Source organism: Aeromicrobium sp. (genome assembly GCF_032084975.1).
In the GTDB taxonomy this organism is placed as follows: domain Bacteria; phylum Actinomycetota; class Actinomycetes; order Propionibacteriales; family Nocardioidaceae; genus Aeromicrobium.
The window spans coordinates 16,611-32,025 of the sequence record NZ_DAMDLR010000016.1; the positions used below are offsets into that span (position 1 = coordinate 16,611).

Below are 15,415 nucleotides of genomic sequence, written 5' to 3' on the forward strand. Positions count from 1 at the left end.
TCGCGCCATCGACCTACGATCCTGCACTTGAGGCGGTGGCGCGATGAGCGAGCGCCAGCGAGTGAACGATTCAGATCGACGAATCGCGCCATCGACCTACGTTCCTGCTCTTGAGGCGGTGGCGCGATGAGCGAGCTGACCCTGACCCTGATCAAGCTGGGCTTCCTGGCGGTCCTGTGGCTGTTCGTGCTCTCGGCCGTCTCGGTCATCCGCACTGACATCTTCGGCACCAAGGTCTCCACGCCCAAGCCACCGAAGGGCCAGAAGCAGGCGAAGCCGCAGAAGGCCAAGCGCACCAAGCGGGTCCGCGGCGCGCCACGCACCCTGCAGATCGTCGACGGCCCCAACGCCGGCCAGAGCGTCCCGCTCGGGACCGAGCCGATCCTGCTCGGTCGCGGCACGGACGCGGCCATCCGCCTCGACGATGACTACGTCTCCACCCGCCACGCACGCTTCGCCACCAACGGCGAGCAGTGGTTCGTCGAGGACCTCGGCTCGACCAACGGGACCTACATCGGCAGTCAGCGCATCACCTCGCCCGAGCCCGTCGCGATCGGCACCTCGGTGCGACTGGGCAAGACGATCGTGGAGTTGCGCAAGTAGATGGCGCCGCTGACCTATCGCTACGTGGCGCTCACCGACGTCGGTCTGCGCCGCTCCAACAACCAGGATTCCGGTTACGCGAGCTCGCGCCTGCTCGTGATCGCCGACGGCATGGGTGGTGCCGCGGCCGGCGACCTGGCCTCATCGGCCACGATGGCCGAGATCCGTGAGCTCGATCGCGACCTCGATGCCGACGCCGATGGTGACGCGCTCGACGCGATGCGCGACGCGGTCGCCCGGGCCAACCACCGCCTGGCCGAGCTGATCGCCGACGACCCGGCCGTCGAGGGCATGGGCACCACGCTCGAGGCGATGCTGTGGGACGGCGAGAAGCTGGCCGTCGCCCACATCGGCGACTCCCGCGCCTACCGGCTGCGCGGAGGCCGCCTCAGCCAGCTCAGCACCGACCACACGTTCGTCCAGAGCCTCGTCGACGAGGGACGGATCACGCCCGAGGAGGCGCGCGTCCACCCGCACCGCTCGCTGCTGCTGAAGGCGATCCTCGGCCGGGACGACTTCGAGCCCGACTTCACGTGGCTCCAGCCCGCGCCCGGCGACCGCTACCTGCTGTGCAGCGACGGCCTCAGCGACATGGTCGACGACCAGACGATCGAGCGGGTGATGAAGTCCGAGACGATCGACGTCGCCGCCACCGAGCTGATCCGCCTAGCACTCGAGGCCGGCGGCTACGACAACGTCTCGGTCGTCATCGCCGAGTTCGTGTCCTCCGACGAGCCGCTCGACGAGGACCTCTCGTGCGCCGACGGCCGTCCCCAGATCACCGGTGCCGCCACGTCCCAGCCCCGTCCCCGCACGGGCAGCGGCTCGGCGGCCTCCGCCCGCGGGACGATCGGCGCCACGGGCATGAACGAGCCCGAGCCCGATCCCGAGGAGCTCCGCTACGCGCCGCGGCCCGTTCCCCGGCGACGGTGGGTGCGCTGGCTGCTGGCCAGCCTGGTGATCCTGGGCCTCGTGGGCGGCGCCTGCGCGTACGCCTACGACTGGTCCCAGCGCCAGTACTTCGTCGCCCCCTCGGGCGACCTGGTCGCGATCCATCGCGGGGTCGACGTCTCGGTCGGTGGGTTCTCGCTCTCCGAGGTGGACGAGGTCACCGGCGTGCGCATCGACAGCCTGCCCGCGTACCAGCGCGATCGCGTCGCCGCCGGCATCGCCGCGTCCGACCGCGACGAGGCGAAGCGCATCGTCACGAACCTCAGCATCCAGGTGACCGAGCCGACACCGACACCGACGCCCACGCCCACGCCCCGCCGCACTCGGCCCACCCCCGTGCCCACGGAGACGCCATGAGCGCTCGGTCCTCCAGCCCCACGTGGATCCCGCGCAAGCGCCGAACCGCGGAACTGGGCCTGCTGCTCGTGGCGATCGCGATCGGGATCGGCTCGTACGCCGCCGTCGGCCTGGGCCTCGACGGTCAGGTCCCGGCGGGCATCTACACCGTCGGAGCGGTCTACGCCGTGGTCGCTCTCGGCGCCCACGTCGCGGTACGACGCTTCGCCGGGTACGCCGATCCGGTCCTGCTGCCGCTCGTCGTCGCCCTCAACGGCATCGGCCTGGTCACGATCTACCGGATCGACCTGGGCCTGGAGCGCGTCGGCTCGCCCTACGGCCCGTTCGCGCAGGGCCAGCTGCGCTGGACGGTGCTGGGCATCATCATGTTCGTCGCCGTGCTGGCGCTGATCCGCGACCACCGCCGCCTCCAGCAGTACACGTACACGTTCGGCCTCGGCGCGATCGTGCTGCTGGTCCTGCCGATCCTGCCGGTCATCGGCAACGCCAAGCGCGGCGCCCAGATCTGGATCCAGCTCGGCCCCTTCAGCTTCCAGCCGGCCGAGGCCGCCAAGATCGCGCTGGCGATCTTCTTCGCGGGCTACCTCGTCGCCAAGCGCGACGCGCTGGCGCTCGCCGGGCGGCGCATCCTGGGCATCGACCTGCCGCGCGGTCGCGACCTCGGACCCATCCTGATCGGCTGGCTCATCAGCATCGGCATCCTGGTCTTCCAGCGCGACCTGGGCTCCTCGCTGCTGTTCTTCGGCCTGTTCGTGGTGATGCTGTTCGTCGCCACCGAGCGCCCCGGCTGGCTCGTCGTGGGCGGCGTCCTGTTCGCCGGCGGCGCGTACTTCGGCTACGTGGCGTTCGGTCACGTCCGTGACCGGTTCGACGCCTGGATCGACCCGTGGGCCGATCCGGACAAGAACTACCAGATCATCACGGCCCTCTACGGGCTCGGACACGGTGGCCTGCTCGGGCGGGGTTGGGGACAGGGCAGCCCCGAGCTGACCCCGTTCGGCTTCTCCGACTTCATCCTCAGCTCGATCGGCGAGGAGCTGGGCCTGGCCGGACTCATGGCCGTCCTGCTCATCTACGGCCTCTTCGTCGAGCGCGGCCTGCGCATCGCGCTGACCTGCCGTGACGCCTTCGGCAAGCTGCTCGCCGTGGGCCTGTCGGTCTCGTTCGCCCTGCAGGTCTTCGTCGTCGCCGGCGGCGTCATGCGCCTCATCCCGCTGACCGGACTCACCGCGCCGTTCCTGGCTGCGGGCGGCTCGTCGATCATCATGAACTGGATCATCGTGGCGCTGCTGCTGCGCATCAGCGACCAAACGCGCCGACCGGCGCCCGACTCCACCCCGCTCACCGGCGACGAGGACACCCAGGTGGTGAGGCTCTCGTGAACAAGCCGATCCGCGCCATGGCCGTCGCGTGCCTCGTGATGTTCCTGGCCCTCTTGCTCAACGCCAACGTCGTGCAGTTCGTGCAGGCCGACGACCTCAACGCCAAGGAGGGCAACCGCCGCGTCATCGACGAGGAGTTCAGCCGCGAGCGCGGTGCGATCATCGTCGACGGCGAGCCGATCGCCGAGTCCGTGCCGGTCGACGACAAGTGGCAGTTCCAGCGTCGGTACACCGACCCCAAGCTCTACGCCCCGGTCACCGGCTACTTCTCCTACGTCTACGGGCAGGCCGGCATCGAGAGGAGCTACAACAGCATCCTCTCCGGCAGTGACGACCGCCTGTTCGTCAACCGGGTCATCGACGTCATCTCCAACGACCAGCCGCAGGGGGGCAGCGTCGAGCTCACGCTCGATCCCGCCGCGCAGAAGGCCGCCTTCGACGGACTCGCCGACCTCGGCGAGGAGACGCGCGGAGCCGTCGTCGCGCTCGATCCCCAGACCGGCGACGTGCTGGCGATGGTCAGCCAGCCCACCTACAACCCGAACAGCCTCGCCAGCCACGACCTGAGCAAGGTCACCGCGGCCATGGAGCGCCTCAGCACCGACGACTCCGAGCCGATGACCAACCGAGGTGCCCAGACCACGCTGCCGCCCGGGTCGACCTTCAAGGTCGTCACGGCCGCGGCCGGCATCACCGAGCTGGGCCTCGACGCCGACAGCGACGTCCGCGGCGGCGCCACGCTCGGCTTCCCCGGCATCGACTACAAGCTGCCCAACCAGGGCGGCAGCACGTGCGGCGGCAACCCGATCAGCCTGCAACGCGCGCTCGAGGTCTCGTGCAACGTCTCGTTCGGCTGGCTGGCGGGCAAGGTCGGCCAGGACGACCTCGCCGCGCAGGCCGAGAGGTTCGGGTTCGGCGAGCGTCCCATCGACGACGTCGCCAGCAACGCCAGCCGGTTCACCTCCGACCCCGACGTCGAGCTCGAGGCACCCCAGCTGGCCCAGTCGGGCATCGGCCAGTACGAGGTCGCCGCCACCCCGCTGCAGATGGCGATGGTGGCCGGCGCGGTGGCCAACGACGGCGTGCTGATGAAGCCGCGACTCGTGCGCACCGTCCGCGCTCCCAACCTGTCGATCCTGGAGCAGCCCGAACCGGTCGAGCTCGAGCAGGCGATGCCCACGGGTGACGCCCGCGAGCTGCGCTCGATGATGGTCTCGGTCGTCGACAACGGCACGGGCTCCCCGGCCGCGATCCCCGGCGTCGACGTCGGCGGCAAGACCGGCACGGCGGAGTCCGCGCCCGACCGACCGCCCTACGCCTGGTTCATCGGCTTCGCCCCCGCGAGCGACCCCGAGGTCGCCGTGGCGGTGCTGGTCGAATCCGCACAGAACACCAACGACATCGCTGGTGGCCGACTCGGTGGGCCGATCGCCCGTGCCGTGATGGAGGCCGTCCTGCGATGAGGAACCCCACCCACCCTTTGGGAGACTGGACACCATGACCGAGAGTGACGCGAACATGAGGCCGCTGGGCGACCGCTACGAAGTCGGCGATCTCGTCGGCCGAGGCGGGATGGCCGACGTCCGTGCCGGGCGCGACACGCGGCTCGGCCGTCCGGTCGCCATCAAGATGCTGCGCTCGGACCTCGCCGCCGACGAGACGTTCCAGGAGCGGTTCCGCCGCGAGGCCCAGTCCGCGGCCTCGCTGAACCACCCCTCGATCGTCGCGGTCTACGACACGGGCGAGGCGCCCGACGACAAGGGCGACGTCGTCCCGTACATCGTCATGGAGCTCGTCGAGGGCCGGACGTTGCGCGACGTCCTGCGCGACGGCCGCAAGATCCTGCCCGAGCGTGCCCTGTCGATCACCGCCGACATCCTCGCGGCGCTCGACTACAGCCACCGCGCCGGCATCATCCACCGTGACATCAAGCCGGCCAACGTCATGCTGACGCCTGAGGGCAAGGTCAAGGTGATGGACTTCGGCATCGCCCGCGCCATCGCCGACACCTCCAGCGCCATGACCCAGACGGCCGCCGTCATCGGCACCGCGCAGTACCTCTCGCCCGAGCAGGCGCGTGGCGAGACCGTCGATGCGCGCAGCGACATCTACTCGACCGGCTGCGTCCTCTACGAGCTCCTCACCGGCCGGCCGCCGTTCGTCGGTGACAGCCCGGTCTCGGTCGCGTACCAGCACGTGCGCGAGGAGGCTCGTCCTCCGTCGCAGCTGAACCCCGACGTGTCGGTCGCGGTCGACCACGTCGTCGCCAAGGCGCTCGCGAAGCGGGTCGACGACCGGTACTCCAGCGCCGGCGACATGCGCAAGGACATCGAGCGCGTGCTGGCCGGCGGCTCGGTGGACGCCCCCACCCAGGCTGTCCCCGTCGTGGCGGGCGCCACCGCGGTCGCGCCGGCCGTCGCCGCACCCGTCCTGCCGCCGCCGGTGGCGGACGAGGAGGAGAAGAAGGGCTCCGGCAAGTGGTGGGCACTCGCTCTCGTGCTGCTGGCCATCGCGGCAGCCGTCGGCGTGGCCCTGATGCTCACCAACGGCGACGATGACGTCAAGACCCCCCAGGTCGACGTGCCTCGTGTCGCCGGTCTCGACGTCCCGACCGCCACGAACCGCCTCGAGTCCAAGAACCTGGTGGTGGGCGACACGTCCGAGCGCACGAGCGCCGACATCCCCGAGGGCCAGGTCATGGAGACCGACCCGCCGGCCGGCACCACCATCGACGAGGGCACCCCCGTCGACCTCGTGATCAGTGCCGGTCCCGAGCTCGTCGAGATCCCCGACCTGACCAGCTACTCGTTCGAGGAGGCCAAGAAGCTGCTCGAGGGCGACAGTTACGGTCTCAAGGTCGAGCGGCAGAACACCGACAGCGACCAGCCCAAGGGACGCGTGCTGAACAGCAACCCGCCGGTCAGGACCGAGGTCGAGCGCGGCAGCACGATCACCCTGATCGTGTCGCGTGGCCAGGTCGAGGTGCCGAACGTGGTCGACCAGAACATCAACGCGGCACGGTCGGCGCTCGAGGACCTCGGACTCAAGGTGACGGTGCAGAACGACACGTCCGGCACCGCTCCCGAGGGGACGGTCACGGCGCAGTCGCGCGAGGCCGGTTCGATGGTGCCGCCCGGAACGACGATCACGTTGACGGTCTCGCGTCCGGCGCCCACCACGGCGCCTCCCACGGACCTGCCGACCGACGACGTCCCGACGATCGACCCGCCGACCCCCTGATCGCGGGGAGTCAGTCCGCGAGCGGTGTGGCGTGCCGCAACGAGACGCTCCCGACATACGCGGGAGCCTCGACGTTGTCGACGTCGCGCTGATCGAGCCCCAGTCCGTAGCGATCGGCGTACTGGGCGTAGGTCGTCACCTCGGGTGAGGCCTCCAGAGCGGCGTGCAGCCTGCCTTGGTTGCCGATCGCCTCGATGACGTAGGGCGGTGCGTACGGCACGCCGTCGAGCACGACGGTGTTGCCGACGCACTTGATCCCGGTCGTCGAGATCAGTCGCTGGCCCTGCAGGGTGACCGCTTCGGCGCCACCGGCCCACAGGGCGTTCACGAACGCCTGGAGATCCTGTTGGTGGACGACCAGCAGGTTGGGATCGAGACCGGGCACCTCGACCGAGCGCGGTGCGTCCTCGAGGGAGATCCGCATCCCCGGTCCCTCGACCGCGGTCAGGCCGGCCGGCTCGCTGAGGCGCTCGACCCGGCGGACCAGCCGACGCAACGCTGCGCTGTCGACCGCACCGGTGAGGCTGTCCACCTCCTGCTGCAGGTCGACGAGCTGCTGACGGCGGGCCTCGGCCTCGCGCGCCCGGTCGCTGACGACGGAGTTCAGGTCGCCGCCGGCGGGCCTCAAATCCGAGCCGTTGGAGGTGACGGCGGCGGCCACGAAGACGAATCCGCACACGCACGCCACGACCAGGCCGAGCAGGCTCCACCTGCTGGCGGAGTGTTTCTTCCCCTCGTCGAGCGGCGTTTCCGGCACGGCGACTACGCTAGCGGAGTCCGACACACTGTGGCCGAGCCCGGCCGCCCAAGCGGGAGACGATCGTGTTCAACAGGTTCAAGCGCAAGTCCGTCGAGAACACCGGACCGAAGCCGGTCAGGATCGGCAACCGATGGGCGGCTCCCATGATGATCGCGTGTGCGGTCATCGGCCTGGCCTGGATCGTGGTGTTCTACACGATCAGCAACACCGACCACACGATCCCGTGGTACTCCGACCTCGGTGGCTGGAACCTGATGATCGGCATGGGCTTCATCCTGGCGGCCTTCGGGTTCGCCATGAAGTGGGAGTGAATCACACCGGTGTGATTACCCACATGTGTGCACACACCTGTGGAAAACTCTGTCGATTCCCGGCGGCGCGGACGGTCAGCCGGAAACGGCGAGCAGCGACTCGAGGTCGGCCGTCCGCCACACGACCGCGGCGATGAACAGCGCCCAGAGCAGCACGAATGCGCCCACGTGCGCGACCGTGCGTCGATCGCGGGGAGCGTAGGCGAACACGAGTCCCAGAAGGACTCCCGTGACGAACCCGCCCAGGTGGCCCTGCCAGCTGATGCCAGCACCCAGGCTGATGAATCCGTTGATCGCCAGCAACACGAGCATGCCCGTGATGTTCTGTCGCGTGCGGATGAGAAAGATCAGCGCCAGGCCGAACAGACCGAACACGGCACCGGACGCGCCCACGGTGGGGACTCGGTGGTCGGTCAGCAGATACACCCACACGGACGAGCCGAACGCGAGCGTGATGTAGGTGGCGATGTAGCGCCAGCGTCCCAACGTCTGCTCGACGAACGGGCCGAACAGGTAGAGCGCGTACATGTTGAACGCGAGGTGCAGCAGGCCGCCGTGGAGGAAGGCCGCGGTGATCAGCCGCCACCACTCTCCGTCGGCGACGCCGTGGAGCTCGCCTTCGTAGAACGCCAGGCCGAGCATCGCACCGTCGTCGAAGAACCGGCTGCCGCCCGTCCCGCCCGTGAGGATGACCAGCAGGTGGACTGCCACGTTGATGCCGATGATGACGAGGGTCACGATCCCGACGTTGGTCGAGATCGCGCCTCCCGCGATCGTGCGCGGCTGGCGAACAGCCGCCTGCCCGAGCGCCACGCAATCGGGGCACTGGAAGCCGACGCTGGCCTCGCGCATGTCCTCAGGACAGATGAAGCGCTCGCACCGCTGGCACTGGATGTAGGCCGGCCGCTGGGGATGCCGGTAACAGAACTGCTGGCCAGCGGCCGGGTGGGTCACTTCGCGATGGTGACCGACTCGATCACGACCGGCTCGGCCGGACGATCGAAGCGATCGGTCTGCGTCGCGCCGATGGCGTCGATGACACCGCGGCTCTTCGCGTCCTTGACCTCGCCGAAGATCGAGTGCTTGCGGTTCAACCAGTCCGTCGGCACGAGCGTGATGAAGAACTGCGAGCCGTTGGTGCCGGCGCCGTTGGGCTTGGTGCCCGCGTTGGCCATGGCGAGCAGGTACGGGCGGTCGAACTGGAGCTCGGGGTGGAACTCGTCGTCGAACTCGTAACCGGGTCCGCCGCGGCCGTCACCGAGCGGATCGCCGCCCTGGATCATGAAGTTGGAGATCACCCGGTGGAACGTCAGGCCGTCGTAGAACGGCTTCGTGGAGACCTGGCCGGTGGCCGGGTCGAGCCACTCCTTCGTGCCCTCGGCGAGGCCGACGAAGTTCGCCACCGTCTTGGGAGCCTGGTGGTCGAAGAGTTCGATGACGATGTCTCCGCGGTTGGTGTGGAGAGTCGCGGTGGTGGGCACTTCACGTCCTTTCAGGGGTTGTCTCCATCCTCGCACGTCCACCCCGAGAGCGACCGTTAGCGTGGGGGCATGTCGAGACCGGTGTTGCTCCTGATCGCGGCCGCGGCCGCCGTCGTCCTCATCCGCAAGGCCACTGCCGAGAGCAGCGGCTCCTACGATCCGAGCCTCGACCGGTGAGCGTCGACCTCGCAACGGAGGGCGGCGTCACGACGCTGACCTTCTCGGCCGGCCCCGTGAACCTGTACTCGCTCGAGCTGCACGACGAGTTCGACGCCGCGCTCGACCGGGTCGAGGCCGACCTGCCGCGCGTCCTGGTGGTACGCGCCGAGGGCAAGATCGTGTCCGGCGGTGTCGATGTCGCCCAGTTCCACGCGCGCAAGTCCAAGGCCGACACGCGCGCTCTGTACGACCGGATGCTCGAGCTGCCCGAGCGCTTCGCGGCACTGCCCGTGCCGACGGTGTTCGTCGCGCACGGGCTCACGCTCACGTGGGCCTTCGAGGTCGCCTTGGCGTGCGACGTCCTGCTGGCCTCGCAAAAGGCGAAGTTCGGCCTCGTCGAGCGCGTCATCGGCCTGACGCCGACGATGGGCGGCACCCAGCGCCTAGCCGCTCGTGCCGGTGTGGCGCGCGCGAAGGAGTTCGTCTTCACTGGCGGCACCTTCGACGCCGCGACGCTCGAGCGCTGGAACGTCGTCAACCGCGTGTTCTCGCCCGAGTCCCTCGACGACGAGGTCGCGGCGTTCGCCGCCGGACTGGCGTCGGGCCCGACCCAGGCGTTCGGTGCCGCCAAGGACATCCTGCGCGAGTACGAGGCCGGCGGCGTCCCCCGCGCGATCGCCCGCACCACCGAGATCGCCGCCGAGCTCTTCGACACCGAGGACCTCCAGCACGGCATGGAGTCCTTCCTGCGCGACGGGCCCGGCAACGCAACGTTCGTGGGGCGCTGACGGTTTCCCCGGTTAAGTAGGTTTCCTGTCACTTCACGAGGGTTGCGATCCTCGAGAGGTGACAGGGAACCTCGTTCAGTCAGACGAGGACCGTGCGCGGAACGTTTCCGTAGAGCCGACGGGACTGTTCCATCGCTGCCCGGATTCGCCGACACGTGGCCACGGGTGAGTGGAGATCGGCCCAGACCCAACGGCTCATCCCCAGCCCGAGCCGGCGCAGCCCGTCCTCGCGGCGCTTCTCGTCCACGACGACCTGACCAAGATCCGCGCCGCTGTAGGGGTTGAGTCGGCCGTACTTCGACAGACCGTCGAACTCGCCGAGGTGCCAGTAGTCCTCCCAGGCGAAGTCCACGCGCCCCAGCGAGCAACCGTCCGCGTCGAAGTACTCGACCTGAAACCGCGGCACCGGCAGCCCGCCCATCCGGAACATGTAGAGCGAGCGGGCCTCACCGACGCTCTCGCACTCGGGCGAAGCCCACAGGACCGACAGCCTCACCTTCGTCGCCCCGGGCCACCGCCCCATCCGGCCGAGTCGTTCGTGCAGCTCGTCGGCACTCACGCCGTTGCGCAGGACGAAGGACGTCTGGACCAGGCCCGCCTCGGTCCCCGCGACGGCGGCCGTCTCCAACGCCGCGCGCGCCGGCACGACCATGAGGTGGCCGTCGACCTCCACGATGTCCTCGTCAGGCAGCACTCCACCGTGATGGACCACCTTCGCCTCGTTGCGTGCGGTCATCCCACCGCGGCGAGTCACGTGGACGGTACCGAGATCCAGCCCGTGTGAGACGCCGGTGTGGATCACGGCTGCGGTCTGATGACTGAGGACGATGCCGGACGGCAGCTTGTCCTGGACCGCGAAGGCCAGCAGCCGGTGCTGGTCCTCGGGTTTCAGGTCGCGATGCCCGCGCGGGGCGTACGTGCCGGGGCGAAGACGCACGATGAGCTTCTGCCGGATGGCGTCGCGGATCTGGCGGTCGTCCACGCCGAGGTCGAGCAGGTCGGGCCGCAGGATGTAGCCGCCGCGATGCCCGGCGACGGTCTCGAAGAAGTCCTCCACCCACAGGAGGCTCGTCGATCGGCGGGGCCTTGAACAGGTGTCGTTGCGTCGTTGTGGATATCCCTCAATCGGCTGGGGACCGAGGGCGGGACTGAACGAGGTTCCCTGTCACTTCTCGAGGATCGCAACCCTCGTGAAGTGCGAGGAAACCTACTTAACCGGGGAAACCGTCAGACGGCCGAAGCGGCGGGGAGGGGGTCGGCGGCGACGCGGCGGGAGGTGCGGCGCTCGGACCAGAAAGAGACGACCGGGATGCAGGCCAGCACGATGATGCTGAGCATGAAGCCCCAGGACCACTTCTGGCGCAGGCCGAGCCGGGCGATGATGACGATCAGGACCATGAACAGGAAGCCGTGCAGCTGGTCGATGACCAGGAACGTGTCCTGGTTGCGCTGCCACCACGAGCCCGGGTCGTCGGTCGTCGCGAGCTTGCCGATGAAGCCCGCCATCACGATCAGGAGGTTCAGTCCCACGATCGTCGCCATCACTTGGTAGGCACGCAGCAATCCGTCGTTCACGGCTTCAAACCTAGCGCTTGTCGCCAAGCACGATCTCGCGGGCCATGCGCCACCACATGAACAGGGCGAAGGCCGCGAAGACCCACCATTGCAGGCCGTATCCGAGGTTGCGTCCACCGGCCGTCCACGACACGTCCGACTCGGGCACCTCGGCCAGCGCGAGGCCCTGGGCCACCGTCGCATCGGTCGAGATGGCGTACCCAGACCACAGGTTGTCGTAGCCGAGCTCGTTGAGCAGCGTCGGGATCCGCACCGATCCGATCGTGCGCGCCTGGGCGTCCCACCCGGCCGCCGCGGCGTCACCGGGCTGCAGGACCGCCTGGAAGGAGACCTCTCCGGCCGGCACGTCGATCGCGGCGGGCGGGGACACCTCGGGTGCCCATCCACGAACGACCAGCAGCTGGGCGTCGTCGACCGTCACCGGGGCGACGAGCCAGGCACCCGCGTCGCCGCCCTGGCTGCGGTCGGTGACCCAGAGCTGCTCGCTCGCGGGACGGAAGGTGCCCGTCACCGTGACGGGCAGTTGGTCCTGGTCCTTGGTGAAGACGTCGTCGGACGCCCACACCTGCGTGAGCGGGACCGCCGCCGCACCGGGCTCGGCCTCGCTCTCGTCAGCCTGCCGCTGGTCGTACACGCCCAGCTGCCACGTCCCCATGAAGAGGCAGAACCCGATCGCCACGATCGCGAACAGGTGCAGGCCGATGACACGAGGACCGAACCACGCCCCGAGCCCCGGCCTGTCGTTCACGACGTGAACGGCTTGATGCCGGGGTAGAGCGGGAAGCGCTCGGCGAGCACGGCCGTGCGCTTGCGCAGTCCGTCGATGTCGACGTCGCCGGGCTGCAGTGCCGCGGCGATGATGTCGGCGACCTCGCGGAACTCGTCGGCCCCGAAGCCACGCGTCGCGAGCGCCGGCGTGCCGATGCGCAGGCCGGACGTGACCATCGGGGGACGCGGGTCGTTGGGGACCGCGTTGCGGTTGACCGTGATGCCCACCTGGTCGAGGCGGTCCTCGGCCTGCTGGCCGTCGAGCTCGGAGTTGCGCAGGTCGACCAGCACGAGGTGCACGTCGGTGCCCCCGCTGAGGACCTGGACGCCCGCCGAGACCGCGTCTTCGGCGAGCAGGCGCTCGGCCAGGATGCGGGCGCCCTCGATCGTGCGCTGCTGACGCTCGGCGAACTCGGGCTGGAGCGCCATCTTGAACGCCACCGCCTTGGCAGCGATCACGTGCTCGAGCGGACCGCCCTGCTGGCCGGGGAACACGGCCGAGCGCATCTTCTTGGCGATCGCCTCGTCGTTGGTCAGGATCGCGCCGCCACGCGGGCCGCCGAGCGTCTTGTGCGTCGTGGTCGTGACGATGTGCGCGTGGGGCAACGGGCTGGGGTGCAGGCCCGCGGCGACGAGACCGGCGAAGTGCGCCATGTCGACCCACAAGATCGCGTCGACCTCGTCGGCGATCGCGCGGAACGCGGCGAAGTCGAGCTGGCGCGGGTACGCCGACCACCCGGCGATGATGACGCGGGGGCGGTGCTCGATCGCGAGCGCGCGCACCTCGTCCATGTCGACCAGTCCCGTCTCGGGCACGACGTGGTACGCGATCGGGTTGTACAGCCGGCCCGAGAAGTTGAGCTTCATGCCGTGGGTCAGGTGGCCGCCGTTGGCCAGGTCCAGGCCCAGGATCGTGTCGCCGGCCGTGGCGATCGCGTGCAGCGCGGCGGCGTTGGCCGAGGCGCCCGAGTGGGGCTGCACGTTGGCGTACTCGGCGTCGAAGAGCTGCTTGAGCCGGTCGATCGCGATCTGCTCGACCTGGTCGACGAACTCGCAGCCGCCGTAGTAGCGCTTGCCGGGGTAGCCCTCGGCGTACTTGTTGGTCAGCACGCTGCCCTGCGCCTCGAGCGCCGCGACGGGCGCGAAGTTCTCGGAGGCGATCATCTCGAGCGTCGTCTGCTGGCGACCCAGCTCGGCGTCGAGGAGCGCGGCGATGTCCGGATCGAAGTCGACGAGGTGCTGGTCGTGGCTCATGACCCCACGATATCGCCCGGCCACGACAGCCGGATCCGCGCTCCACGACCCGGGTTAACCGAAACGCAACCTGTCCGCCCATGGCACCGGCGGTCCAGCCGGAGTAGCGTGCGGGTCGACTGTCCAGATGGTGGACAAGGATGCGAGGAACAGATGAATTCGATGCGGCGACGCGGCACCGTCCTGGTGACCGCCGCTCTGGCCGGCTCGGTCCTGGCCGCGTGCGGCGCGGGACAGAGTGACGACAGCGACGACGCGGCCCTGATCGTGGGCACCACCGACAAGGTGGTCTCGATCGACCCGGCCGGCTCCTACGACAACGGCTCGATGGCCGTCCAGACGCAGGTGTACCAGTACCTGCTCAACTTCCCGGCCGGCAGCACGGAGCTCACGCCCGACGCGGCACAGGAGTGCGAGTTCGACGCGAAGGACCAGACGCTCTACGTCTGCACGATGAAGGACGGCCTGAAATTCGCCAACGGCAACGAGCTGACCGCGTCCGACGTGGCCTTCTCGTTCAACCGCATCCTCACGATCAACAACCCCAACGGCCCGTCGGCGCTGCTCGGCGCGATGAAGAAGGTCGAGGCGCGTGACGACTCGACCGTCGTCTTCACCCTCGCGGCGCCCGGCGACCAGACGTTCGCCCAGGTCCTGGTGACGTCCGCTGGCCCGATCGTCGACGAGGAGACGTACCCCGCCGACTCGCTGCTCGACGACACCGCCGCCGTCGAGGCCAACGGCTTCTCCGGTCCGTACACGATCGGCGAGTACAAGAAGAACGAGCTGGCCGAGTTCACGGTCAACGAGGACTATGACGGCACCTACGGGGAGCCGAAGTCGGACGTCACGATGCGCTACTACGCCGACTCGAACAACCTCAAGCTGGACGTCGAGAAGGGCGACATCGACGTCGCGTACCGCTCGCTGACGCCGACCGACATCGACAGCCTCGAGAAGTCCGACGACGTCACGGTCCACACGGGCCCCGGCGGCGAGCTGCGCTACATCGTCTTCAACCTCAAGACCATGCCGGGCGAGGACGAGGCGCAGAAGCAGGCGGTCCGCCAGGCGGCCGCGTACCTGGTGAACCGCGACGAGATCTCGTCCGAGGTCTACAAGGGCACCTACACGCCCGCCTACTCGGCCGTGCCGGACGGACAGGTCGGCGCCACCGAGGCGTTCAAGGACAAGTACGGCGACAAGCCCGACAAGGCCGCCGCGACGAAGGTCCTCGAGGACGCGGGCGTCTCGACGCCGGTCACCCTCAACCTGCAGTGGAACCCCGACCACTACGGCAGCAGCTCCGACCAGGAGTACCAGGCGGTCAAGCGCCAGCTCGAGGACAGCGGCCTGTTCACGGTCAACCTGCAGTCGACCGAGTGGAACACGTACTCCGAGGAGCGCGTGAAGGACGCCTACCCGGCGTTCCAGCTGGGCTGGTTCCCGGACTTCCCGGACGCCGACAACTACCTGACGCCGTTCTTCGCGCCGGGCAACTTCCTCGAGTCGCACTACGAGGACCCCGCCATGACGAAGCTGCTCGATGCGCAGCGCGTCGATGCTGACCAGGCATCGCGTGAGGCCACGCTGGGCCAGGCGCAGGAGATGGTGGCCGAGCAGGTCCCGATCCTGCCGCTGCTGACCGGTGCGCAGGTCGCCGTGGCCGGCAAGGACGTCAAGGGCGTGAGCGACACGCTCGACCCGTCGTTCAAGTTCCGGTTCGCGTCGCTGTCGAAGTAACCCACACCCGGGGTCGGGGTCCCGGCGCACTCAGGTGCGCCGG

The 15,415-nt window shown here is 69.2% G+C and carries 15 protein-coding genes; 8 read left to right on the top strand and 7 right to left on the bottom strand.

Annotated elements, in window-relative coordinates; genetic code table 11:
- Nucleotides 1–126: 126 nt before the first annotated feature.
- From RT323_RS06090 to pknB, 5 genes are read left to right on the top strand one after another with little or no spacing between them, the layout of a single operon-like run.
- Entirely contained in the window at nucleotides 127–603 is a 477-nt protein-coding gene (locus RT323_RS06090) for an FHA domain-containing protein (RefSeq protein WP_313405910.1), read from the top strand.
- Nucleotides 604–1,911, top strand: coding sequence for a protein phosphatase 2C domain-containing protein (locus RT323_RS06095; RefSeq protein ID WP_313405911.1), 1,308 nt, complete (start codon nucleotides 604–606; stop codon nucleotides 1,909–1,911).
- Nucleotides 1,908–3,293 (top strand): FtsW/RodA/SpoVE family cell cycle protein, encoded by a 1,386-nt coding sequence (locus RT323_RS06100; RefSeq protein ID WP_313405913.1) that lies wholly within the window; start codon nucleotides 1,908–1,910, stop codon nucleotides 3,291–3,293. Before RT323_RS06095 ends, RT323_RS06100 begins: the two co-directional genes overlap by 4 nt.
- A complete protein-coding gene (locus RT323_RS06105) occupies nucleotides 3,290–4,756 on the top strand; it encodes a penicillin-binding protein 2 (RefSeq protein WP_313405916.1) in 1,467 nt (488 codons plus the stop codon). Before RT323_RS06100 ends, RT323_RS06105 begins: the two co-directional genes overlap by 4 nt.
- A gap of 34 nt (nucleotides 4,757–4,790) precedes the next feature.
- The gene (gene pknB / locus RT323_RS06110; protein ID WP_313405918.1) at nucleotides 4,791–6,533 is read left to right on the top strand and encodes a Stk1 family PASTA domain-containing Ser/Thr kinase; all 1,743 of its coding nucleotides are present in this window, start codon (nucleotides 4,791–4,793) and stop codon (nucleotides 6,531–6,533) included.
- 10 nt (nucleotides 6,534–6,543) lie between these two features.
- Here the strand turns inward: pknB and RT323_RS06115 are convergent, their stop codons facing one another.
- Nucleotides 6,544–7,290, bottom strand: a complete 747-nt coding sequence (locus RT323_RS06115; protein WP_313405921.1) for a DUF881 domain-containing protein — start codon at nucleotides 7,288–7,290, stop codon at nucleotides 6,544–6,546.
- A gap of 65 nt (nucleotides 7,291–7,355) precedes the next feature.
- On the opposite strand from RT323_RS06115, the gene RT323_RS06120 reads away from it, so the two are divergent.
- A complete protein-coding gene (locus tag RT323_RS06120; protein WP_313405923.1) occupies nucleotides 7,356–7,604 on the top strand; it encodes a cell division protein CrgA in 249 nt (82 codons plus the stop codon).
- Nucleotides 7,605–7,679: 75 nt separating this feature from the next.
- On the opposite strand, the gene RT323_RS06125 is transcribed toward RT323_RS06120, so the two are convergent.
- Both RT323_RS06125 and RT323_RS06130 read right to left on the bottom strand, forming a co-directional pair.
- Entirely contained in the window at nucleotides 7,680–8,558 is an 879-nt protein-coding gene (locus tag RT323_RS06125) for a rhomboid family intramembrane serine protease (protein WP_313405925.1), read from the bottom strand.
- Entirely contained in the window at nucleotides 8,555–9,085 is a 531-nt protein-coding gene (locus tag RT323_RS06130) for a peptidylprolyl isomerase (RefSeq protein ID WP_313405927.1), read from the bottom strand. The genes RT323_RS06125 and RT323_RS06130 overlap by 4 nt, the downstream gene beginning before the upstream one ends.
- Before the next feature lie 173 nt (nucleotides 9,086–9,258).
- Between RT323_RS06130 and RT323_RS06135 the strand changes: the two genes are divergently transcribed.
- A complete protein-coding gene (locus RT323_RS06135; protein WP_313405929.1) occupies nucleotides 9,259–10,032 on the top strand; it encodes an enoyl-CoA hydratase/isomerase family protein in 774 nt (257 codons plus the stop codon).
- Nucleotides 10,033–10,111: 79 nt separating this feature from the next.
- Here the strand turns inward: RT323_RS06135 and RT323_RS06140 are convergent, their stop codons facing one another.
- From RT323_RS06140 to glyA, 4 genes are all read right to left on the bottom strand, one after another.
- Complete coding sequence (locus RT323_RS06140) at nucleotides 10,112–11,089, bottom strand: type IV toxin-antitoxin system AbiEi family antitoxin domain-containing protein (RefSeq protein WP_313405931.1); 978 nt, start codon at nucleotides 11,087–11,089, stop codon at nucleotides 10,112–10,114.
- 170 nt (nucleotides 11,090–11,259) lie between these two features.
- Nucleotides 11,260–11,607: a DUF3817 domain-containing protein gene (locus RT323_RS06145; protein ID WP_313405933.1), complete on the bottom strand. Its 348-nt coding sequence runs from the start codon at nucleotides 11,605–11,607 to the stop codon at nucleotides 11,260–11,262.
- A 10-nt stretch (nucleotides 11,608–11,617) separates the two neighbouring features.
- Nucleotides 11,618–12,355 carry an SURF1 family protein gene (locus tag RT323_RS06150; protein ID WP_313405936.1) on the bottom strand — a complete coding sequence of 246 codons (738 nt, stop codon included), beginning with the start codon at nucleotides 12,353–12,355 and terminating at the stop codon, nucleotides 11,618–11,620.
- Nucleotides 12,352–13,629, bottom strand: a complete 1,278-nt coding sequence (gene glyA / locus RT323_RS06155; protein ID WP_313405938.1) for a serine hydroxymethyltransferase — start codon at nucleotides 13,627–13,629, stop codon at nucleotides 12,352–12,354. The genes RT323_RS06150 and glyA overlap by 4 nt, the downstream gene beginning before the upstream one ends.
- A 153-nt stretch (nucleotides 13,630–13,782) precedes the next feature.
- Between glyA and RT323_RS06160 the strand changes: the two genes are divergently transcribed.
- The gene (locus RT323_RS06160; protein ID WP_313405941.1) at nucleotides 13,783–15,372 is read left to right on the top strand and encodes an ABC transporter substrate-binding protein; all 1,590 of its coding nucleotides are present in this window, start codon (nucleotides 13,783–13,785) and stop codon (nucleotides 15,370–15,372) included.
- Nucleotides 15,373–15,415: the final 43 nt, after the last annotated feature.